Below are 21,323 nucleotides of genomic sequence, written 5' to 3' on the forward strand. Positions count from 1 at the left end.
GACAATACTATCTTGCTCAAAATTCCATCACCGTGTCCTTTTCCTCCATTTTTCTTTATATAGAAGGTGTGAGGAGGTGATAAACAATGGCACAGGCGCGATTAACTACAACGAAGCTTCGCATCGTATTTGAAACAGGCGTGGACGGTGAAGGCAATCCGATTTTACGATCAAAGACCTTCAGCAATGTCAAAAAAGACGCTACAGCGGATCAGCTTTATCAAGCAGCACAAGCCATCTTTGTATTGTGTAATGACACGCTTTATCGCATCGAGAAAAATGGCAGTTCCGATTTATTAGTCTAGTAAGTCATTCAATTTTGAGGATAGGGGGTGAGGAAATTGGCTAAAACCTTAGAATTACAATTTGTAACAACCACCGGTAAAATTGCCCGTATTGCCGTTGATAATCCAAAGGAACCGATGGATGGGGCGGTTGTAAAGCAATCGATGGATCAGATCGTTAGCTCAGGTGCTTTCTATACAGGAAGCGGCGATCTTGTTTCGGAAAAAGGAGCAAGAATTGTGGAACGTAATGTTACAGATTACGAGCTTGTATAAAAGAGAGAGGCCGGATTCTTCGTGAAGCCGGTCTCCTTTAATAATCAGACAAAATCCGCAGCACCGATATCAGAAAGTTTTAATATCTGGGCCAATGTCGAAAACATTTTGTTAACTCCGACATACTTCCCCCTTTTTCACATCCACTATTTGCTATCTTTATATATAATGAACCTATTGTGCTATATAACAGAATGGTCATTTGATAGACGTGAATGGGTCTACTACATAAAATAGGGGTTGATTTTATGGATCGACAAGAGAACTTTTTTTGCGGTTTGATTTGGGCTGCCTCTTTAAGTATTCCGTTATGGATTACTATTCTCGGCTGGATCAAACTACTGTTAGCCCTATAGGTAGGCTCTCAAATCAAGATTATCTTCAAGGCCTTTGACAACTGTTTTATAGATATCCAGCCCACTCATGTAGCACTATTTTATGTATTGCTAAGCTTAACCGCCCTTTTTATAATCATTTGCCTAGTATTTATTGTTAAAAAGCCGCAACCTATTTGCAGGTTACGGCTAAAAAAAGTTACTTCTTAACTATTAAAATACTTAGCTATCGTACTTTTCATTTCCTCTGGATCAATAACGATTTCGGAATTGTTTGCTTTTAGGATGTCGTCATACATTGTTCGTCCAACACCCGTTAGTTGTTTATAGTTTAATTGATTATTAGGATCAAAGTCTTTCATGGCAAGGCCTAGGCTGACCATATCCGATGTTGACATATTCGTACCAACCATATATTTTGAAACAGAATTAACCAGTGAAGGCATTTTTGAAACATTACTAGGTTTTAAAGCTTGTTTTGCTATCCCTTTTAGTGCTTCCAATTGAAGCTGCTGACGGCCATAATCTCCATTTGCAAGCGAATGGCGCTCACGTGAAAGAGATAATACGGTTTTTCCGTCCAAGAAATGAGATCCAGCAGTGACTACTTGATTACCAATTTTCACATCTGTTGGCACGTACATATTAATACCGCCCAATGTGTCAATCATCGATTGAAGACCATCAAAATTGGTTTCAACATAGTAATTAATCGGCACCCCTGTTAAATCACTGATTGCTTTTACAGCCCCTTCCATCCCTTGCTTAGGACCTTTATTGGCCTGCAAAATATACTGGACACTTGTAAGCTTCGTATAACCATAACCATCTAAATGAACACGTGTATCCCGTGGAATACTTACTGCATTAATTTGATTTTTATCCAAATCCACATGTGCAAGGAGCATACTGTCCGTATGACCAATTTTTTGGCCAGGCCTTGCATCAGAGCCCATGATTAAGATATTAAAATTTGTACCAGTTGAATTACTAGGTTGTTGTTCTGTTGTCCCCGCGTTCACTACGGGAATGTTTTTAAAATGATTCTTCGGTTGAAGCTGATAGTAAGCAAAGCCAACTCCTGCAATTGCAAGCACGATAATCCCTAGAAGAGAATAACCAAAAACCTTCCATTTACTTCTTTTCTTCTTACTGCTTCTATTCATAAGTTCCTCCGCTATAATTTGCGTCATTTTTACTATATTCGCACATTCACACGTTAAAATATTACCACCATATGAGATGATTGTCACTTAGAACATAAAACCAATTTCCTGCTTTTACGACATTCTATCCTTCTTCAACTTTAAAAGAAAAGACAAAACCTCTCAAAGTAGTTCCGAGTTTGCACTCCATGTTTTATCTGCGTTAAATCAGCTTTTATCTGCGATTCTAAGGAATTTATTTGCGTAAATAGGGATGTGATCTGCGTTCGACAGCATTTATCTGCTTATCTAAGAAGATGGAGCTTTCTTCCCCTAGTCAGAAAATTTATTTTCCAACACCATGTCCTTTTCCTCCATTTTTCTTTATATAGAAGGTGTGAGGAGGTGATAAACAATGGCACAGGCACGATTGACTACGACGAAGCTTCGCATCGTATTTGAAACTGGCGTGGACGGTGAAGGTAATCCGATTTTACGATCCAAGACCTTCAGCAATGTCAAAAAAGACGCTACAGCAGACCAGCTTTATCAAGCAGCACAAGCCATCTTTGTATTGTGTAACGACACGCTTTACCGCATCGAGAAAAACGACAGTTCCGATTTATTAGTCTAGTAAGTTATTCATTTTGGAGGATAGGAGGTGAGGAAATTGGCTAAAACATTGGAATTACAATTTGTAACTGCTACCGGTAAAATTGCCCGTATTACAGTTGATAACCCAAAGGAACCGATTGATGAGGCAGTAGTTAAGCAATCAATGGATCAGATCGTGAGTTCCGGTGCTTTCTATACAGGAAGCGGCGATCTTGTTTCGTCAAAGGGAGCTAGAGTCGTAGAACGTAATATTACAGATTATGAACTTGTTTAAGCTGCAAAGAGGCCGGATTCTTCGTGAAGCCGGTCTCCTTTAATAGAAGGAAGGAGGTAGCCGAAAATGGAGCAGATTATTCCAATCATAAGTGAAGTAGGTTTTCCGATTGTTGTGACACTCTATTTGCTATATCGGATTGAAGCGAAGCTTGATATGGTGGTCCAGTCCATTCAAAGCCTGCCGGACCGGATGAGGGAGCAAATGAAGTAAGTGCGGGGTTGAACTTATGGATAAGGGTAGGGAGATAATGTTTTCTGCCTTACTTGCTTTGTAGTATGATGTGGAGGATATGATGAGATCGAACACCCATTTTGGTTTATTGGTAAGGTTATTTCGTGTATGATAGGAATATAATAAAAAAGAGAAGTGCGCTAACACTTCTCCATACAACTGTTACCGTCAGGGTGGTGGTTGTCTGTTTTATATTTTAGGTGAACCACCCTTTTTCTTTCGACGGAGCGGGGTGGTTTTCTTGTTTCCTAGGACGTTTTCCCGAGAGAAATATGCCGATAATTCACGCACAATTTCCTTTAGAATTTCACGAATTAGTTCAAATAAATAAAGGCAGAGCATTCTGCCTTTCATCGCTTTTTAGCTACTAATTCGATTTCTTAACCCAAACTTGATTATTCTTTCCTTTGTCAGTTTTTATATAGGTTACATTGGCTTTTTCTTGAGTTTTGTATTTCTTAGTTGTTTGAAGGTATTTTTTACCATTTTGATTTTGGTTTGCATTGTTATTTTTACTTCCACCACAGAAACATCCCATAAATTCCTCCACCTTCCAAGTTATTTCAAACTTCAATCTTCTGACCGATAAAGGTCCATAAAATCGCCAGTCTCATTGTTGAAAAAAACACACCAGACAAACCTGAATTTACGTTCACATTATATTAAATGCAAAAGGGGCACTTTTTGATAAGGAGAAATTATATAAAAATCCCCGCTTGTCCTGATTGCCTTCAACGGAATACTCCTTGGTGTATTGGCTGTCACCATATTTTCCATTACCGAAAGCGACACAGACGAGGAAACGAACATTTCAGATTATATCAACTTTGCCTTAATATTTCTTGCACTGATCATTGACAGTGTGGCTCAGCCAGCCACTCTGGAAAGACAGTTTTCAGTTTTTTCATTAGATTTTGTCCCTCCAGCCCACTTCGGAAAGAAAGTTTCCGTCGCGGATTCCAGTGTTTCTTTAACATTCATCCTCGAATACCAAAGAGACGGTTCTCATGGTTCAAATAACAGGCCCGGCCCCATGTTCACCCTTGAAAATGTTAAACTAATGATAGCCAAAAAGGTTCATAAATCCGTTATCCCGGGCGATTTTATTGGCTGACCCACAATAGTATTAAGAAAGGATGTTATCCAGAATGTCTACGATTCAAGATAGAGTGGTTATGATTACAGGCGCCTCCAGCGGAATTGGGGAAGCGACCGCAAAAGAACTTGCATCAAAGGGAGCGAAGTTGGTACTGGCAGCTCGCCGTGAAGATCGTCTAAAGAAACTGCAAGAAGAGATTCAAAGGAATGGCGGACAAGCTACATACAAGGTGACGGATGTAACTTCACATGAACAAATGGAAGAGTTAGCGGAGTATACTCTGAGAGAGTTTGGAAAAATCGATGTTTTAGTGAATAATGCAGGCGTAATGCCTCAATCATTCCTCTATAAGAAAAAAATTGAAGAATGGAATACAATGATTGATGTCAATATTAAGGGCGTACTTTATGGAATAGCGGCTTGCCTTCCATCCATGAGAGAAAGGAAATCAGGTCATATTATTAATCTTTCTTCCGTTGCCGGATATGGAGTATGGCCCGCAAGTTCAGTTTATAGTGCTACCAAATTTGCAGTACGTGCGATTACCGAAGGTCTCCGAAAAGAAGAGTTTCGCAACAACATTCGTACAACCCTCATCTCCCCAGGAGCGATTAACACCGAATTACCGGAAACGATTACAGATACAAAACTAAAAGCGGTATTCGATGAACTTTACAAAGGTGCGATTGAAGCAGAAAACATTGCCCGTGCGATTTGCTTCGCTATCGAACAGCCACCTGAAGTATCCGTAAGTGAGATGATTGTTCGCCCTGCACACCAGGAGTTGTAGGTTCCACATGGACGGTTCTGGTAGTCTAGTTGTTCATATCTTGGACCAAAAATGCCGGCTGAACCGTCCCCTTAGCCCTCTTCATCGCTCAATCATTGCGGACATCTCACCTTCAAAAACTTTTTCCTCCTTATTATTGAAAGTAGATAACAATAACGTAAGGATACCCGTGTTATTTTTTGCTTCTTTTTTATCGATCACCTTGCCAATGATATGCAATTCATCGCCAGAATAAACGGGCCTCATAAATTTAAGATGATTCATCCGTGTTCCAGCAATGATATCATCCCCATAGATTCCTTCTTCCACCAAAAGCTTAAATGAAATGGCTAGCGTATGGATACCGGAGGCAATGATTCCCTGAAACCTTCCCTGATTTGCCCTTTCTTCATCCAAATGCATATATTGAGGGTCAAATTCAGCTGCAAACCTCATAATATCCTCTTTTGTTAATTTGAATGATTTTGTTTTAAACACCTGTCCAATTGTAAATTCATCAAATTTCATTTATACCCCTCTATTCCAAATTGTTGTACTTGTTTATCTTAGCATTAAATATTACAAGCGAAAATCCAATCATAAGTGAAGTAGGTTTTCCGATTGTTGTGACACTCTATTTGCTTTATCGGATTGAAGTCAAGCTTGATATGGTGGTCCAGTCCATTCAAAGCTTGCCGAACCGGATGAGGGAGCAAATGAAGTTAGTGAGGGTTAAACTTATGGATTGGGGCAGAGAGATAAGGTTTTCTCCCCCTACTTGCTTTGTACCATTATACGGAGGGTATGTTGAAGATCGAACACCAATTTTGGTTTATTGGTTGGGTTATTTCGTGTATAATAGGAATATAATAAAAAAGAGAAGTGCGCTAACACTTCTCCTTGCAACTTCTACCGTCAGGGTGGTGGTTGTTGATGTTGATTATTTTTGAGAACCACCCTTTTGCTTGCGGCGCGGGGTGGTTTTCCTGTATTCTAGAACGTTTTTCCGAAAGAAATAAGCGCCTATTTCCCGCATTATCCCTTTTAGAACCTCTCGCAGAATTTCAAGAAATGTTTCCATGATTATCACCTCCTTTCCTTAAAGCAAGGAAAAGAAGATTGACAACCCGTCCACCCTCACAATATTCAGTTGCAACTCCATTCTAACACTTTCTATAAATACAAAAACCTATCAACCTTCGACAAAATCTGTAGCTCTGCCATCACCATGAATTTGTTAACGTACAACTAAATGGCCATCCGCTACAAGTTTTTCAAATAGCTTTTTCACTTTGACCTTCTCTCTTTGTTGTAAAATCAGGTACAATCCAATAAATGAGCAATCCGGCAATGGTAGCGTATGCGATCCCATTATGCGCATATCCAACCCCAATGATGAAGATAATCGCAACGATGACCAAATTTTTCATATTAGCCAAACTCACTTTCTCCTCAAGAAGGTGACGAATCCCCATTGCGGCAATCATCCCAAACAACAGGATACAGATACCCCCCATCACCGCAACTGGAATCGATTGAATCACAGCACCCACTTTACCGAACAAGCCAAGAAGAATCGCAATAACCGCAGCCCCCTGAATGATCCTGCTGGAAAACTGTCTTGTGATGGCCAGAACCCCAAGATTTTCAGCGTAAGTGGTTTGTGCCGGTCCGCCGATGAAACCGGAGACTAATGTTGCAATCCCATTCCCCCAGAGGATCCTCGAAAATCCAGGATTCTTTGTTACATCTTTTCCAATAATCTCATTTAGCACAAACATATGTCCAAGATCTTCGATGATGGTGACCAGGGCAATCGGCGCCATTCCGAGAATGACGACCCAAGTGAATTCCGGCGCGACGAAATGCGGAAGGGCAAAATTCGGTGCCGTGGCGATGGTTTGAAAATCAACAAACCCACGGATTGCGGCATACGCATACCCAACGGCAAGACCGATGATAAGCGGCAAGAGGCGGATCACCTTTGTGCCTGCAAGCGTTGCGATAACCGCTGCCAGAAGGCTGACAATCGCAACATCCCAATGGGTCGAAGCCATATTGGCCACCGCCGTGGTTGCCAGCGAAAGGCCGATAATACTGACAACCGGTCCGACGACAACTGCAGGAATTACCTTACGGACTTTTTCAAAACCAACAATGGAAATAATCAATGATACAATGGCATAAACAATCGAAACGCTGATAAGACCTGCAACGGCTTCACCCGGTGAATGCAGCTTCCCGACATACAACGCAAGCGGAGCAATAAAGGCAAAGGATGAACCTAGGTACGTAGGAACCTTTCCGCCTGTAATTAGATGGAAAATCAAGGTTCCTACACCACTGGCAATAAGAGCACTTCCCGGATCAAGACCGGTGAGGGCTGGCACCAAAACGGTTGCACCAAACATCGCAAACAGATGTTGTAACGATAACGGTATTGCGCTTAAAAATTTCTTCAATCCGTTTCCCCCCTTTATTCGTTCTTTAATGATATATTTCCTTAAGTGACTTTTAGACTAAATATTCAAAATATTGTTCACCCCAAAGAATATCCTCTTTTTGCATGAAAAAGGGACCAAAGATGGTCCCTTCTTTCACTAAAGCATCCTTCTACTTTTATGATAGGTTATATGCTTTATCGACTTTTAATTTTCTATTAATCTAAATCTTCCCCATTACTTGTAACAACTCTTTGATACCAAAAGAAACTGTCTTTGCGTTTTCTTTCTAATGTTCCATTTCCAAGATCATCTTTGTCGACATAAATAAAACCGTAACGTTTGCTCATTTCTGATGATGAGCAACTTACAATATCAATAGGTCCCCATGGATAATAGCCACGAACATCCACCCCGTCCATGATGGCTTCTTTTACCTGCTCAATATGTTTCTTTAAATAATCGATTCGGTAGGCATCATGAATTTGACCATCTTCACTTACATAGTCATAGGCGCCAATTCCGTTTTCTGTAATCATAATTGGCAGTTGATATCGGTCATAATATAGATTTAAAGCTGTTCTCAATCCAATTGGATCAATAGACCAGCCCCAATCGCTTTCCGAAAGTTCCGGATTAATATAGGAGGAATTATTGTTCTTAACACTTTCCGCATCCGATATACGGGTATAATAATAGGAAAAAGTTAAGAAGTCTGCGGTATTTTTTAAATCTGCCTCATCCGTTTCTTCAAGAACAATTTGAATATGGTTATCTTCAAAAAATCGATTAGCATAGCCGGGATAATAGCCCCTAAGAAGGACATCGGAAAGAAAATACTCCATTTGATTTCTCTTGACCGTTGCCAAAACATCCTCAGGTTTCGGTGTTGCAGGGTGTGAGATATTATCGAACAACATCATCCCAATTTGCATCTCTGGATTGATTTCCTTTGCAATCTTGGTTGCTCTTGCACAGGCCACCAATTCATGATGAACCCCTTGATATTTAGCCTCTAGCAGGTTTTCAAACCGATCCGCCGGAATACCAAGACTATTAAAAGATTCAAAGGAAAAGAGATTAATTTGATTGACTAGAATCCAATACTTCACCTTATCTTTATAGCGATTAAAAATTACCTTGCAATAGTTTACAAAGAAATCGATGGTTTTGCGGTTGTACCAGCCATTATATTCAGTAGCTAAGTGTAATGGCATTTCATAGTGGGAAACAGTTATCAGCGGTTCCATTCCATTTTTGATGATTTCATCTATTAAATCATCATAAAATTGAAGACCCTCTTCATTCGGTTCGCTTTCATCACCGTTTGGAAAAATTCTCGCCCAATTGATGGAAGTACGGAACGAATTCATTCCTTGTTCTGCAAGCATGTTTAAATCTTCTTTATAGCGATGGTAAAAATCGATTCCCGACCTCTTCGGATAATATCCTTCTTGATCGTTTAGGGCAAACTGGATATCGGCTCTCGTTACTTCTTCATTTTTTTTCTTTTTAATATCAACGTCTGGCTCAAAACGGTTAATATCTGCCAGACACAATCCTTTTCCGTCTTCTAAATAGGCCCCTTCACATTGATTCGCCGCAACAGCACCTCCCCAGAAGAAGTCCGCGGGAAATGTTTTTGGATTCTTTCTCATTTTTCATTCCTCCTCATCTTATTTAGAGGTTTTGTCCATTTGAGCGAATAACCCCTTGATACCAATAAAAGCTGTCTTTTTTTATTCTTCGTAAATCCTTTAAGTCATGATCGGTCCGGTTGACGTATACAAACCCATATCTTTTTCGAAATCCGCTCGTTGTGCTTAACAAATCCATGAAAGACCATGGGCAATATCCAAATAATTGGACACCGTCCGCAATGGCAAGACGGCACTGTTCCAAATGCTTTTTCAAATAATTAATCCGATACAGATCATGCACTTTTTCATCAGCCGTTAATTCATCAATCGCCCCCATCCCATTTTCTGTAATAATCATCGGGATTTGATACCGATCATTCAATTCATTCAACAATGTACGAAGACCGACGGAATCAATCTCCCAATCCCAATCGGTTTTTTCTAAATATGGATTAGAAGTTCCTTGATAAATGCCTGGTACCACCTCGAACTCCGTTTCGCCCTTTTTACCGTTCGCATTGATGCTCCAATCCCGATTCTCCATCGTTTCCGGAGCATATTTTACTACCCGGCTTTGATAATAATTAATCCCTAAAAAGTCAGGCTTTGCAGCTTGAAGAAGTTCCATATCACCTTTCTCAATAGTTGGTGTGACCCCGTTTTCCACCATGTATCGCCAAACGTTGTCCCGATATCTTCCGTACATATATAAATCAGTAAACAAATAGGTTCGGAAATCATTCGCTTCACGGGCAGCCTGGATGTCTTCAGGTCTGCAAGTTTCCGGATAATTAGGAGAAAGCCCGATTGCAGGTCCAATCTTGGCATCAGGAATCATTTCCCGACATAACTGAATGGCTTTTGCATGAGCAAGGGTCATGATATGGTTCATTTCATATTTTTGTTTTTCCAAAGGCATTTTGTTATTAAATTCCATCAAATACGGCAGAAGAAACATATTGCTTTGTTCATTAATCGTAAACCAGTACTTAACCTTGCCGCCTAAATGCTCAAACAACACCTTGCAAAAATAAGCAAAGTCCTCAATAATCTGCCTGGAGGACCAGCCGCCGTATTCTTCTTGGAGACAAGCCGGCAAATCAAAATGAAAGATGGTTGCCAATGGTTCAATACCATTCTCCCGCAGCTCATTTACAAGCTCTTTATAAAAATTAATCCCCTTTTGGTTCACTTCACCGCGGCCATTCGGCAAAATACGCGGCCAAGAGATGGAGAACCGATAGGCCTTCATTCCCAACTCTTTCATGAGGGCAACATCCTCTTTGAACCGATGGTAATGGTCAGATGTAACACTTGTATCCGCATAATTGGGATTGATATTTTTATCAACGATAGATAAGGTTTTTCCATCTTCCAAATTCGCACCTTCGAACTGATAGGCAGCAGTTGCGGCAGCCCAGAAAAAGTCCTTCGGAAATTTAAATGGATCTTTATTTTTCATCGATCATTCACTCCTGAAATGGTAAATGCCAGATTGTCTTCACCACCTGGCATTTACGGATGATTTATTTTTCTTCAAGCTTTCTTAAACGTTCATCAAACACTTCAAATAAACTAACAATCTGATTGGCAGTATTCCACTCACTCATAATGGTCATTAGAGTGTCCTGGGCATGGGCAAACAAGAGTGAAAAATCAATTTTTTCACCACGGGCTTCTCCCTGAATGGTTTCCGTTTGGGCACCATGGGCAGCAGTAATTTTCTTTTTCGCTTCCGCGAGTTTCTGTCTGGCTTCTTCAAAGTTGCATGCAGCCACAAGATCCAAAGCTTCTTTAATAATTAATCTTGCATCCCCTGCATTTAAGATGATTTTCATTGATACTTCATTTAGATCATTCTCTCTTAAGCTGTTATCGTCCATTATTAAAACCTCCAACCTTCTTTTCTACTGTTCCTGTTCCTTTTTTAACTGCTGTAAGTCATAAACCTTAAAGAAAGGGAACCAAATCAACCATGACACTACTATAAGGACAACCAATAATATTAATCCACGTGAATCAGAGTTAATAAGAATGGAAGAAATCCCAACCGGCATATACCATAACTGGAAGAGTCTTGAAGGGATTGTCACCCAGTGGAGATTCAAAACAATGTAAGTTATAGCCGGGATAATCAAACCATTCAACCACATTGGCACCATTAATATTGGGTTAAATGCCACTGGGGCTCCAAAAATGACCGGTTCATTAATATTGAATAATCCCGGAACAATCGTTACCTTTCCAATGGCCTTTAATTGACTGGACTTGGCAAATAATAACATCATTAAAACTAATGGCAGCGTGGTTCCCATACCGCCAATCCACACCCAGGCTGTAAGAGTTTCCATCGTATGGATATTACTAGGTGCAAACCCATGAGCCACAGCTTTGGAATTTTCTTGAATAGCCTGCATCCAAACCGGAAAAATAATCGGGTACATAATCCAGGCACTGATTCCAAATGAATAAAGAAAGATCCCAATAAAAGTGATTAAGACAAACCCAATAAAACTTTGGGAAATCAGTGTAAGCGGTTTAAAAGCTGCCAAAATTAAATCATATAAATCTACATGCAATTGGAAGGTAAACAACCAACCAAACAGCAAGAGAATCGTGATAGGAATAATCGTATCAAACCAGATAATAATAAAATCCGGAAGAGAACTTGAACCTTTAAAGAAAGAGAACTTTGAAAATTGGTACATAAAAGCCGCCACAATCAATCCGACAATCAGGGCAACAAACATGCCATTTCCGCCAAAACGCTCCAATGTGAAGGTAATGCCGCCATCGTCTGTAAACTTTGGCATGAGTAGCATTAGAAAAAGCGATACACCTGTTAAACCAGAAATTATTTTTCTATCATTCTTTTTCTTTTTTTCCATGATAAAATAAGGAACTAATAGTGCAACAAATATACTGATCAGTCCAAATGAAAAGGTCGTGATGGGTGAAAAATCGGGCATTTTTGAAAAATAGTTATTTAAAATCGAAATCAGGGTGATCAACGAGCCGACTAAAATCAATGGTAAAGTCGCCATAAGGGCATCCTGTATCGATGAAACCCATACATTTCGCGTAACTTTATTCATTTTAGGCGTAAAGTTTTCGTTCATCCAATTAATAAACGTATTCATGGAATGACCTCCAATCTATTTTATTTTTCGCCAAGAAGTTCCAAAATCAAATCAAGGCCTTTGTTTCCATCTAACAGCCCATAAATGGCTTGAGGGATCACCGCAGCTGCAATGTTATACGGCTGAACCTTCGCTTTTAGATCCTCTTCCATGTATTTTAGATGCGGGCCGATTAATAAGACGTCAATTTCATTTACATACTCGTCTACTTCAGACTCGCTTCTAGCCAAAACATTTAGTTCAATATTTCTTTTTTTAGCAGCCTTTCGAATGTTTTGCGCCATAAATCCACTGGAAGCGCCTCCACCGCAAACTAATAAAATATTTTTTTCTGACATATTAAATTCCTCCTGAGAAGTATATTTGGTTTAAACTTTACGATGTCATTGTCCTATTTTTTTAGATCTGGGCTCAAGTTGAAAAAGTTCCTAGGGGTAGGAACTTTTTCAACCTTTAACTTTAGTATGCGGTTTTTTACAATATATATGGGGAAAAGTAATGAAAAATAGACCTTGGGGGGCTTTAGGGATGAAAAAGGAGAGAGAAAAAGAGATTATTCACTTCCTGTTAGATAAGAATGATTGGGTAAAAGCAGATATTTTGGCTAAACAATTCTCTGTGTCTAGCAGAAGCATCCGTAAATATGTTAATGAAATGAATGAAAGCACCTCTCCTGAAGCACTGATCCTGTCCTCAAATTTTGGTTATAAATTGAATGAAAACGTTTACTATAGGACGCAACAGGAAGAGAATAAAGAAAAACCCGCTGGCCTGACACCGCTTGAGCGGCTCTTTTACCTCTTAAAGCAATCAATTATCCATCATGAAGGCATGGATATTTTTGACCTGAGCGAAGAAATTTTTGTTAGTACATCCACGATTGAAAGCGACTTAAAAAAGGCAAAAAACCTTTTGGACAAGTTCCATTTATCCTTCAAACGGGACGGAGACCTAATCATTTTAACCGGCATGGAACGTGATAAACGAAAACTGATGAGCCATATTTTCCATGAAGATACGAAGGAACAATTTTTACAATTGGAAAATATTCAATCGGCTTTTGGATATGATTTAAGAGACTTCAAGGAAGAGCTTGTCAAAGTACTGGCATCCTATAATCTTTATGTCAATGAATACACGATTGGGAACATCCTGCTTCATATTGTGATCGCAATAGAACGGATAGGCGCGCATCAAACCATTTCGGAAGAAAACATACGTACGCTTTCGAAAACAAAGGAATATAAAGCATCAACGGACATAGCCAAGTTAATTCAATTATACTTCGGCATATCATTTGAGGGAGCAGAGCTTTACTACCTGACGATTCTCTTAATTAGTAAAACAACCATGTTGAGTTACGACAGCCTGAACAAAGAAAATCTTGGCGAATATATTGAACAGCGATATATCCGGCTGGTTAACGACCTCATTCAAAAAGTAAAAGATTATTACCTGGTGGATATTTATGATGAAGAGTTTCTCATTAAATTTACTTTGCACATTCGGAATTTAATTAATCGGGCAAGGCACAATTATTTGTCTAAAAATCCGTTGACCAAGCAAATCAAATCCTCTTATCCGTTGATTTATGACTTGGCCGTATTTATTTCAAATGAAATCCAAAAAAAAGAGCAAATTCTCATCAATGAGGACGAAATCGCCTACATCGCCTTTCACATCGGCGCCTTTTTAGAACGCCAAAAGACTCTTGAACATAAACTGACATGCACCGTCATCTGTCCGGAGTACTACAATATACACATTACGTTGTTAAAAAGGCTGGAAAAATCCTTTGGAGAACAAATGGAAATTAGCCGGGTCATTACAGCAGCTGACTTTGACTTGGAACAAATAGACTCTGACCTTATTATCACAACCATCCAGATTCCCAAATTGATGGGACGTGAAGCTATTCATCTAAATCCATTTATTATGGAGGAGGACATTCAGAGGATTCAAAACAGTATCACCAAAATCAAAAAAGAACGAAGTCATCATATGCTGAAAAGCCATTTAATCAGCCTGTTTGACCCCCATCTATTTCAACAAAACGTTTTCCTGAATAATGAATTTGAGATGATTACGCTTATCGGGGAGAAAATGGTTAAGCTGGGGTTTATCGAAACGGGGGGAATTGAAGATATCATTGAAAGGGAGAAAATGTCTTCCACATCCTTTAATAACAATGTTGCCGTTCCCCATTCGATGCATATGGACGCTTTGAAATCATCCATCTCTATAGTATTGAATGACAAACCGGTAAAATGGGGAAATAATACAGTCCAGATCATCGCACTTATTGCTCTAAATAAGGACGAACGAAGCATTTTCCGTGATATCTATGATAGTTTTATCAAAATATTATCAGAACCAGAAAATGTTTACCTGTTATTGAAATCAAAAAATTATGATGAGTTTATCAATAGCCTATTATCTTTGATGGAGAAGTGATAACAGAGCACCCATTAATATAAGCAAAAACAGCCTAAAATCCATTTTTGTGTTAGTATCCTAAACCAGCAGGTCCTTTCATATTAAAACAACAATAAAAGAGCTCCCCGGAAGCTCTTTATTCATTATAGAATGGTATTTTTCATATTGGCGTACATCGCCTTTACGGTCTCATCAATTTCATCTCGGGACATCCTCATTGCATTTTCAGAACGGGCATAACCGATTTCGATTTTTCCTGCTTCAAGACCTTTAAAGATCGCATCGGCAAATTCATCTACAGGTGTACCAAAAGTATGAAGGCCTACCCCGCCTAAATCAGTATTCACGGCCGGCGGCGCAACTTCGATCACCTCAATGGCCGTATCCTCCAGCTGACTCCTTAAGCTCATCGTAAAAGAATGAACTGCCGCTTTCGTAGCGGAATAAATCGGCGCAATCGCCATTGGAGTAAAGGCTAAACCCGATGATACATTAAGGATCGCCGCATAGTCTTTATTGGCAAAGTACGGCGCAAATAGCATGGCAAAATGAAATGGGGCCTCTACGTTGGAGGCTATTTCTTGGCTGAAATAACTCCAATCTTCCTTCGCGTCCGTTTTAAGAACATGGTAGCGCTGCTGAATGCCTGCGTTATTTACAAGCACGTTCACATCGGGGTACTCGTTCGTAACCCAGTCGAACAAAGCAATTCGATCAGATTCTTTGGTGACATCACAAACGCGTGTGATGAGTTCAGGATATTTTTCCTTCGCCTCCTGAAGCTTTGCTTCGCGTCTGCCACAAACAATGACTTTATTGCCTGCTTTAATGAATCTTTCGGCAAAAGCAAACCCGATTCCAGCTGCCCCGCCCGTAATTAGTACTGTATTCCCTGAAAGTTTCATCCTATCCCTCTTTCGTTATGAGTACTGTCATACCTCATAAATAGTTTAACCTTTTGAGAAAGTATTTCAAAACCATCTGGTAACTAATTAAGGTTTTATTCTTATAAAATAATACAATAAAAATGTTATGAAAACAGATAAAAATTTATTGATAATCAATAAATAATGTTTTAAAATCAAATAAACAAATAATTAAAGGAGGGATAACCATGGAAATGAACCATTTGATTAGTGAAAATAGGGCAAACCCCCATGAGCTGGAGAGACTATTTAGAAAAGATCCCAAAGCTTTTAAAAAGTCATTCCCACACGCCTGGGAACAAAACCCTGAGTCCCAGGTTCTTGCCGTCTGGTATGAAAGATTGCATTTCAAGGAGTCGGCAAATACACAAAATGCTTTCTTGCTACAGAAAGGTTTCTTCTTCATGGGTCTTTTAGCCATTCTGGCCGGGATCTGCACCAGGATCATTTTCCATTTTGTCGAACAGCATGCAATTGCACCCATTAACCTTGCTTTCGGTATACTTCCATTTATTGCAGCCTATTTTGTATACACGAATCGCCCTAAAAAAATGGTACTTTATTCCCTTGCAGCGCTGTTCCTCATCTCCGGGTTATATCTTAATATACTGCCATTAAACAATAAAGACAGTACGATTCTTGCTTATTTACATCTTCCCCTATTCTTATGGGGATTGGTGGGGCTTGCGTTTACAGGAAATGAATATGGGGAAGGCCGCACAAGATTAGCCTATCTTAAATTTAATTTGGAATTTGCCATACTATACGCCAGCATGGCAGTTAGTGGCATGCTGCTATTCGCATTAACCATGCAATTATTTCACTTTGTCGGCTTGAATATAGAAGACTTCTATTTTAGCAATGTCGTTGTATTTGGCGCTGCCGCTCTCGCGATTGTGGCTGCATATCTTGTATCAATGAATCTTAAATTTGCTAAAAATATTACACCCTATCTAGCGAAAATTTTTAGCCCGCTTGTCCTGACCACATTGTTGGTCTATCTCATAACGGTGATTGGGGTAGGGAAAAATCCATTCTTGGACCGCAATTTCCTGATTGCCTTCAACGGAATACTCCTTGGTGTATTAGCTGTCACCATATTTTCCATTACCGAAAGCGACACAGACGAGAAAAAGAACATTTCAGATTATATAAACTTTGCCTTAATTGTTCTTGCACTAATCATTGACAGTGTGGCTTTGTCAGCCATCGTGTTCAGACTTTCTTCTTATGGGATAACGCCCAATCGGCTTGCTGTTTTAGGCGTAAACATCCTGATTTGGGCAAATCTAATTTGGATTATGCTCTCCTATATGCGTTTTCTACAAAACAAAACCGGACCTTCCAGCATCCAAGATGCCGTTACCAAGTATTTACCGGTCTACGGACTTTGGGCAGCTTTCGTTACTTTTACTTTTCCTTTAATTTTTTAAAAGCGAATGTTATTTAGAAAAAAGTAGCTACCTAACTCTTTGCTTGAAAGCTACTTTTTTCTTTGTTAAACGACATTCACAACATCTCCCGACTCCCCACACCTGCAACTATTCATTCCGAGTGGAATACTTCTTTTACCCTTTTCCGGAAAAAACAGCTCTATCGGGCATTGAAACCAACTTTCTTTTACCTTTTTCCAGAAAAGCCTGCTCTTTCGGGCAATAAGACCCACTTTCTTTTACCCTTTTCCAGCTAAACCAGCTCTTCCGGGCAATGAAACCCACTTTCTTTTACCTTTATCCAGAAAAACCTGCTCTTCCGGGCAATGAAACCCACTTTCTTTTACCCTTTTCCAGCTAAACCAGCTCTTCCGGGCAATGAAACCCACTTTCTTTTACCCTTTTCCAGCTAAACCAGCTCTTCCGGGCAATGAAACCCACTTTCTTTTACCTTTTTCCAGAAAAACCCGCTCTTTCGGGCAATAAGACCCACTTTCTTTTACCCTTTTCCAGCTAAACCTGCTCTTCCGGGCAATGAAACCCACTTTCTTTTACCTTTATCCAGAAAAACCTGCTCTTCCGGGCAATGAAACCCACTTTCTTTTACCCTTTTCCAGCTAAACCAGCTCTTCCGGGCAATGAAACCAACTAAAAAAAGAGAAGTGCACTGAACACTTCTCTACCTTCAGCCTAATGGCTGCTAGATTACATAATTTCGTAGTTTACCAATATTCTCTACTTCTACCGTTACGACATCGCCAGCCTTCATTGGGCAACTGCCCGAAGGTGAACCAGTAGCCAAAATGTCCCCTGGCTCCAATGTCATAACCTGTGAAATCCAACTGATCAGGAATGGAATGGAAAGTGACATCTGATTCGTATTCCCATCTTGTACGACTTCCCCGTTTAAAGTGGTAACGATCCGTAAATTCGATGGATCAACACCTGTCACAATCCACGGCCCCAACGGACCAAAAGTATCAAAACCTTTTGCGCGTGTAAACTGTGGATCCTTTTTGGTAAGATCTCTTGCCGTTACATCATTAAAGATCGTACAGCCAAAAACATAATCCATTGCCTCTTCTACTTTTATATTTTTACCGCGTTTCCCAATGACAAGGGCCACTTCCCCCTCCAATTCCACCTGCTGGGTTAAATCACTCGACGGAAGAATGATATCCCCTTCATTTGGAATTAAAGAAGATGCCGGTTTTAAGAACAAAAAGGGTTCTTTGCGATTGGCCTCCCCGCCAGTCTCTTTAGCGTGTCCAGCATAGGTCCAGCCAAAATTAATCACTTTTGATGGAGCTACAGGCTCCAAAATTTTCACATCACTAAATTTAACCTTTACACCATCATATTTCAGTTCATTGTTTGCAATTTCAGCGAAATTACTGGACAATTGTAAAATTTCATCATCCTCAACCATCCCGTAATATACGCTACCATTATGATTCTCATAACGAACGATGGTTTGTGTTTTTTGTAGAACCTTCATTACCATTTCAACTCCATTTATTGATTCAATCATTGCTCATTGTTTTAGGCAGATGCTCAATTATATGTAATCGGGCATGACAATCCTAAAGTAACTTCTCCATCAAAAAAAGATTGTCAACATACTCGCGTTACGCGTATTCACATTAGCAATTATATAACTAAACGATTAAAAATCAATAAATTGTTCTCAATCTGCGCACTTTTTTCCAAAATTACCAACTTAGCCAAATTACACCAACATTCCACAATGAATCATAAGCTATTCGAAACTGAACCCAAGGGGATTTTAAAATTGTCGATAAAACCCAAATTTTTGTTGATATCACGCTAAAAAGTGTTGATATCCAGTGAAAAAGTGTCGATATCCTAAAAAATGTTCGTCGTTCCATTGCTAATCACCGAAACATCCCCTCTTTCCGCCCCTCAAATCCGAACCGTAGACCCTCAAGGCGGTTCTCATGGTCCAAAAATCCAGCAGAACCCATGTTTTATTTCGGCAATCGAAAAAAACACCCCCAAAACCGCCTCACATTGTTGTATAATGTTCGATAAAGCGAAAAGGAAAGAAGTGGTATTATGCAAAAGGCGCAAAAATATAAAATTTATTTACTTTTAGTTTTTGTGATGGCCGCCTGGGGGTTTAATGTCATCGCAACAAAAATCCTTGTCACAACCTTTCCTACATTGACCATTACATCCATAAGGGTTTTCACCGCCGCGATTAGTGTCTTTCTAATCCTTTCTTTTTTTAAAATGGTTAGACTACCGAACAAAAAGGAATTCCGTTATATTCTTGCTGCCGGTTTTTTTAATGTCGTATGCCATCATTTCTTTTTATCGATGGGATTAGCGAAAACTACCGCCTCTAACGGCGGGCTTATTCTAGGACTTGGACCACTGCTATCGACCATTGTGGCCTTTCTGTTTTTAAAAAGCAGGGTGACAGTCCCTAAGGTTGTAGGCATCATTTTGGGTTTTTCGGGTGTTGCCTTTATCGTAGCATCAGGAAACGGAGGATTATCCCTAAAGGGAATCTCAAATGGGGATTTGTTCGTCTTTTTATCAATCTTTACTCAATCGTATAGTTTTGTTCTGATAAAAAAAATCTCCGATACGCTGGACCCGCGCTTGATGACTGGCTATATGCTTCTATTTGGCAGCATCGTCTTATTTTTTATAAGTTTATTTGTGGAACCCGGTGGATTAAAGGAAATTCCACATGGTTCTTTGGCGGTCTGGATGGTTTTTCTCGCTTCGGCTGTCATTGCGACCGCGATTGGACATATGATTTACAACAGTGCGATTGGAAAAGTGGGTGTAACGGAGTCGGCCATTTTTATCAATTTGAATCCCTTCTTCGCCTTAGTTGGTGCCGTACTGTTCCTTGGTGAAACAATATCCTCCCCGCAAATCCTCGGGTTCCTCTTTATCTTATTCGGGGTTTTATTTGGGTCAGGGGCACTGGAAGAATTCTTTCACCAGTCTAGGCTGAAGAAGATGCCATCTCATCGAGGCAACGTAAAAAATCTTTAATCGCTTGAAGGATGGGCCTTCAGGCGATTTTTTTGTTTGATTATTTTACTTTTTATAGCTGCCAACATCATTTGTATTTGAAATGACAGAAACGTATGATAGTCTACATCAGTCCAAATTCATTTCAGTTAAACCGATACAAATTGTAACGATGAGGTGTTGAGATGCAGTTAAACGATTTTATGCACAAAACATTCCCTCATTTAGAGCTTAGGCCGCCTTTGTTTTATAGCTGGAATATTGGGATACGCTTTGAACTTGGGGTAGAGTGGAAAAGGGAATATGATTACCCAAACAACCCATATGTACTGGGGTGTTATAAAAGGGCTATTACTTTATTCGAAGCCATACATTCTCCAACAGAAGATATACTTGTCGTAATAGATGTAAATGATTTTAATAAAGGGAAAAACTTTAGACGGCAGCTAAAGAACTACTCCCCCTATGACAAAGTAGAAGCAAGAACTCAACGATTATTATCAAAAATAAATCAAGAACTTCTGAATATCAATAAACTTGTTTTTGCCTTTCACAATAAAATAACACTGCTAATTTCGGTACATGATTTAACCTACGTCAATACCATTGTTCATCACTTAGGAACGATTATTAAAGAATGGGAAAGAACCGAGAAAGAGATGTTATATGGTGGAATTGGAGCGCCTTATCAAAATATTGGAGACATTGTAAAGAGTTATAATGAAGAAAACAAAGCCCTTTCCTTTTTATTAAATAGAAATACTCCAGGGTTTGTAAGTTATGAAGATATTGGGGTGAATCGTTTTTTCCTGAATTATTCCACTCAGGAAATCATTAATTTTACAGAAGAAATTTTTTCACGCCTTCGTACCGATAAAGCCCAAACCCATGAATTAGAAAAAACTCTTACCATCTATATCGCTTCCAATAAATCAGCGAAAGAGGCGGCGGAGAAATTAAATATTCATATTAATACATTGTATCAACGGTTAAGAAAAATAGAAGAACGATTGAAATTGAGCTTTGATCGTACCGAAGACATGTTGAAAATCCATTTAGCCTGTCACTTAAGAGATACTTTCAAGTTGTCTCCATAGTCTGTACTAATGGCAATCCAATAGAAGGGGCGAGATAGATGAAAGTAAAATTCAAAGACGGCGGTATAGATGGAATGTCCTAACAGGTTACCCTTTTCAGGAATGGACAAAACGCAAATGAGAAACGAATGAAATGAAGATATATGCTAATTATTCAAACCAAACAG

The 21,323-nt window shown here is 39.4% G+C and carries 22 protein-coding genes and 2 pseudogenes; 12 read left to right on the top strand and 12 right to left on the bottom strand.

The genetic code is table 11. The features are described from left to right. Positions 1-86 precede the first annotated feature (86 nt). Together ACFQZ9_RS11670 and ACFQZ9_RS11675 are read left to right on the top strand one after the other, a co-directional pair. Positions 87-305, top strand: coding sequence for a DUF1659 domain-containing protein (locus tag ACFQZ9_RS11670; RefSeq protein WP_498943906.1), 219 nt, complete (start codon positions 87-89; stop codon positions 303-305). A 36-nt stretch (positions 306-341) separates the two neighbouring features. Beyond that, a complete protein-coding gene (locus ACFQZ9_RS11675; RefSeq protein ID WP_498943907.1) occupies positions 342-560 on the top strand; it encodes a DUF2922 domain-containing protein in 219 nt (72 codons plus the stop codon). Positions 561-1,101: 541 nt separating this feature from the next. On the opposite strand, the gene ACFQZ9_RS11680 is transcribed toward ACFQZ9_RS11675, so the two are convergent. After that, positions 1,102-2,061: an LCP family protein gene (locus tag ACFQZ9_RS11680; protein WP_498943908.1), complete on the bottom strand. Its 960-nt coding sequence runs from the start codon at positions 2,059-2,061 to the stop codon at positions 1,102-1,104. A gap of 394 nt (positions 2,062-2,455) precedes the next feature. Here ACFQZ9_RS11680 and ACFQZ9_RS11685 point away from each other — a divergent pair, with 394 nt between their 5' ends. The 3 genes from ACFQZ9_RS11685 (at position 2,456) to ACFQZ9_RS11695 (ending at position 3,142) form a co-directional block, all read left to right on the top strand. After that, positions 2,456-2,674, top strand: coding sequence for a DUF1659 domain-containing protein (locus ACFQZ9_RS11685; RefSeq protein ID WP_133333135.1), 219 nt, complete (start codon positions 2,456-2,458; stop codon positions 2,672-2,674). Between the two features lie 36 nt (positions 2,675-2,710). Continuing rightward, on the top strand, positions 2,711-2,929 hold the full coding sequence (locus ACFQZ9_RS11690) for a DUF2922 domain-containing protein (RefSeq protein ID WP_198312519.1): 219 nt from the start codon (positions 2,711-2,713) through the stop codon (positions 2,927-2,929). Between the two features lie 66 nt (positions 2,930-2,995). Then, complete coding sequence (locus ACFQZ9_RS11695; RefSeq protein ID WP_026574333.1) at positions 2,996-3,142, top strand: YvrJ family protein; 147 nt, start codon at positions 2,996-2,998, stop codon at positions 3,140-3,142. 388 nt (positions 3,143-3,530) lie between these two features. Here the strand turns inward: ACFQZ9_RS11695 and ACFQZ9_RS11700 are convergent, their stop codons facing one another. Beyond that, the gene (locus tag ACFQZ9_RS11700) at positions 3,531-3,701 is read right to left on the bottom strand and encodes a hypothetical protein (RefSeq protein ID WP_498943909.1); all 171 of its coding nucleotides are present in this window, start codon (positions 3,699-3,701) and stop codon (positions 3,531-3,533) included. A gap of 183 nt (positions 3,702-3,884) precedes the next feature. Here ACFQZ9_RS11700 and ACFQZ9_RS11705 point away from each other — a divergent pair. Together ACFQZ9_RS11705 and ACFQZ9_RS11710 are read left to right on the top strand one after the other, a co-directional pair. Further along, positions 3,885-4,052 (top strand): annotated as a pseudogene (locus ACFQZ9_RS11705) (DUF4153 domain-containing protein); the annotation flags it as partial. A 259-nt stretch (positions 4,053-4,311) separates the two neighbouring features. Further along, the gene (locus ACFQZ9_RS11710) at positions 4,312-5,052 is read left to right on the top strand and encodes an SDR family oxidoreductase (protein WP_498943910.1); all 741 of its coding nucleotides are present in this window, start codon (positions 4,312-4,314) and stop codon (positions 5,050-5,052) included. A gap of 81 nt (positions 5,053-5,133) precedes the next feature. On the opposite strand, the gene ACFQZ9_RS11715 is transcribed toward ACFQZ9_RS11710, so the two are convergent. After that, complete coding sequence (locus ACFQZ9_RS11715) at positions 5,134-5,559, bottom strand: MaoC family dehydratase (protein ID WP_498943911.1); 426 nt, start codon at positions 5,557-5,559, stop codon at positions 5,134-5,136. A gap of 50 nt (positions 5,560-5,609) precedes the next feature. Between ACFQZ9_RS11715 and ACFQZ9_RS11720 the strand changes: the two are divergent. Then, a pseudogene (locus tag ACFQZ9_RS11720) lies at positions 5,610-5,744 on the top strand (YvrJ family protein); the annotation flags it as partial. Between the two features lie 227 nt (positions 5,745-5,971). Here ACFQZ9_RS11720 and ACFQZ9_RS11725 read toward each other — a convergent pair. From ACFQZ9_RS11725 to ACFQZ9_RS11755, 7 genes are all read right to left on the bottom strand, one after another. Further along, positions 5,972-6,112 (bottom strand): hypothetical protein, encoded by a 141-nt coding sequence (locus ACFQZ9_RS11725; RefSeq protein ID WP_310177355.1) that lies wholly within the window; start codon positions 6,110-6,112, stop codon positions 5,972-5,974. Between the two features lie 193 nt (positions 6,113-6,305). Then, complete coding sequence (locus ACFQZ9_RS11730) at positions 6,306-7,493, bottom strand: uracil-xanthine permease family protein (protein WP_498943912.1); 1,188 nt, start codon at positions 7,491-7,493, stop codon at positions 6,306-6,308. A 197-nt stretch (positions 7,494-7,690) separates the two neighbouring features. Beyond that, positions 7,691-9,130 (bottom strand): glycoside hydrolase family 1 protein, encoded by a 1,440-nt coding sequence (locus tag ACFQZ9_RS11735; RefSeq protein WP_498943913.1) that lies wholly within the window; start codon positions 9,128-9,130, stop codon positions 7,691-7,693. Positions 9,131-9,152: 22 nt separating this feature from the next. Further along, on the bottom strand, positions 9,153-10,574 hold the full coding sequence (locus ACFQZ9_RS11740; protein WP_498943914.1) for a glycoside hydrolase family 1 protein: 1,422 nt from the start codon (positions 10,572-10,574) through the stop codon (positions 9,153-9,155). A gap of 64 nt (positions 10,575-10,638) precedes the next feature. Then, positions 10,639-10,995, bottom strand: a complete 357-nt coding sequence (locus ACFQZ9_RS11745; protein WP_498943915.1) for a PTS sugar transporter subunit IIA — start codon at positions 10,993-10,995, stop codon at positions 10,639-10,641. A 24-nt stretch (positions 10,996-11,019) separates the two neighbouring features. After that, entirely contained in the window at positions 11,020-12,252 is a 1,233-nt protein-coding gene (locus tag ACFQZ9_RS11750) for a PTS sugar transporter subunit IIC (protein WP_498943916.1), read from the bottom strand. A gap of 20 nt (positions 12,253-12,272) precedes the next feature. Continuing rightward, positions 12,273-12,590 carry a PTS sugar transporter subunit IIB gene (locus ACFQZ9_RS11755; protein ID WP_498943917.1) on the bottom strand — a complete coding sequence of 106 codons (318 nt, stop codon included), beginning with the start codon at positions 12,588-12,590 and terminating at the stop codon, positions 12,273-12,275. 190 nt (positions 12,591-12,780) lie between these two features. Here ACFQZ9_RS11755 and ACFQZ9_RS11760 point away from each other — a divergent pair, with 190 nt between their 5' ends. Next, entirely contained in the window at positions 12,781-14,706 is a 1,926-nt protein-coding gene (locus tag ACFQZ9_RS11760; protein ID WP_498943918.1) for a BglG family transcription antiterminator, read from the top strand. A gap of 125 nt (positions 14,707-14,831) precedes the next feature. Here the strand turns inward: ACFQZ9_RS11760 and ACFQZ9_RS11765 are convergent, their stop codons facing one another. Beyond that, complete coding sequence (locus tag ACFQZ9_RS11765; RefSeq protein WP_498943919.1) at positions 14,832-15,593, bottom strand: SDR family oxidoreductase; 762 nt, start codon at positions 15,591-15,593, stop codon at positions 14,832-14,834. A 209-nt stretch (positions 15,594-15,802) separates the two neighbouring features. On the opposite strand from ACFQZ9_RS11765, the gene ACFQZ9_RS11770 reads away from it, so the two are divergent. Then, complete coding sequence (locus ACFQZ9_RS11770) at positions 15,803-17,047, top strand: DUF4153 domain-containing protein (protein WP_498943920.1); 1,245 nt, start codon at positions 15,803-15,805, stop codon at positions 17,045-17,047. 700 nt (positions 17,048-17,747) lie between these two features. Here the strand turns inward: ACFQZ9_RS11770 and ACFQZ9_RS11775 are convergent. Beyond that, the gene (locus ACFQZ9_RS11775) at positions 17,748-18,545 is read right to left on the bottom strand and encodes a fumarylacetoacetate hydrolase family protein (protein ID WP_498943921.1); all 798 of its coding nucleotides are present in this window, start codon (positions 18,543-18,545) and stop codon (positions 17,748-17,750) included. 578 nt (positions 18,546-19,123) lie between these two features. Here ACFQZ9_RS11775 and ACFQZ9_RS11780 point away from each other — a divergent pair. Further along, positions 19,124-20,080 carry a DMT family transporter gene (locus ACFQZ9_RS11780; protein ID WP_498943922.1) on the top strand — a complete coding sequence of 319 codons (957 nt, stop codon included), beginning with the start codon at positions 19,124-19,126 and terminating at the stop codon, positions 20,078-20,080. 164 nt (positions 20,081-20,244) lie between these two features. After that, positions 20,245-21,156 carry a PucR family transcriptional regulator gene (locus tag ACFQZ9_RS11785; RefSeq protein ID WP_498943923.1) on the top strand — a complete coding sequence of 304 codons (912 nt, stop codon included), beginning with the start codon at positions 20,245-20,247 and terminating at the stop codon, positions 21,154-21,156. Positions 21,157-21,323 lie beyond the last annotated feature (167 nt).

Origin of the sequence: Neobacillus sp. GCM10027624 (assembly GCF_042675345.1) — a bacterium.
Taxonomy (GTDB): Bacteria; Bacillota; Bacilli; order Bacillales; family Cytobacillaceae; genus Neobacillus; species Neobacillus cucumis_D.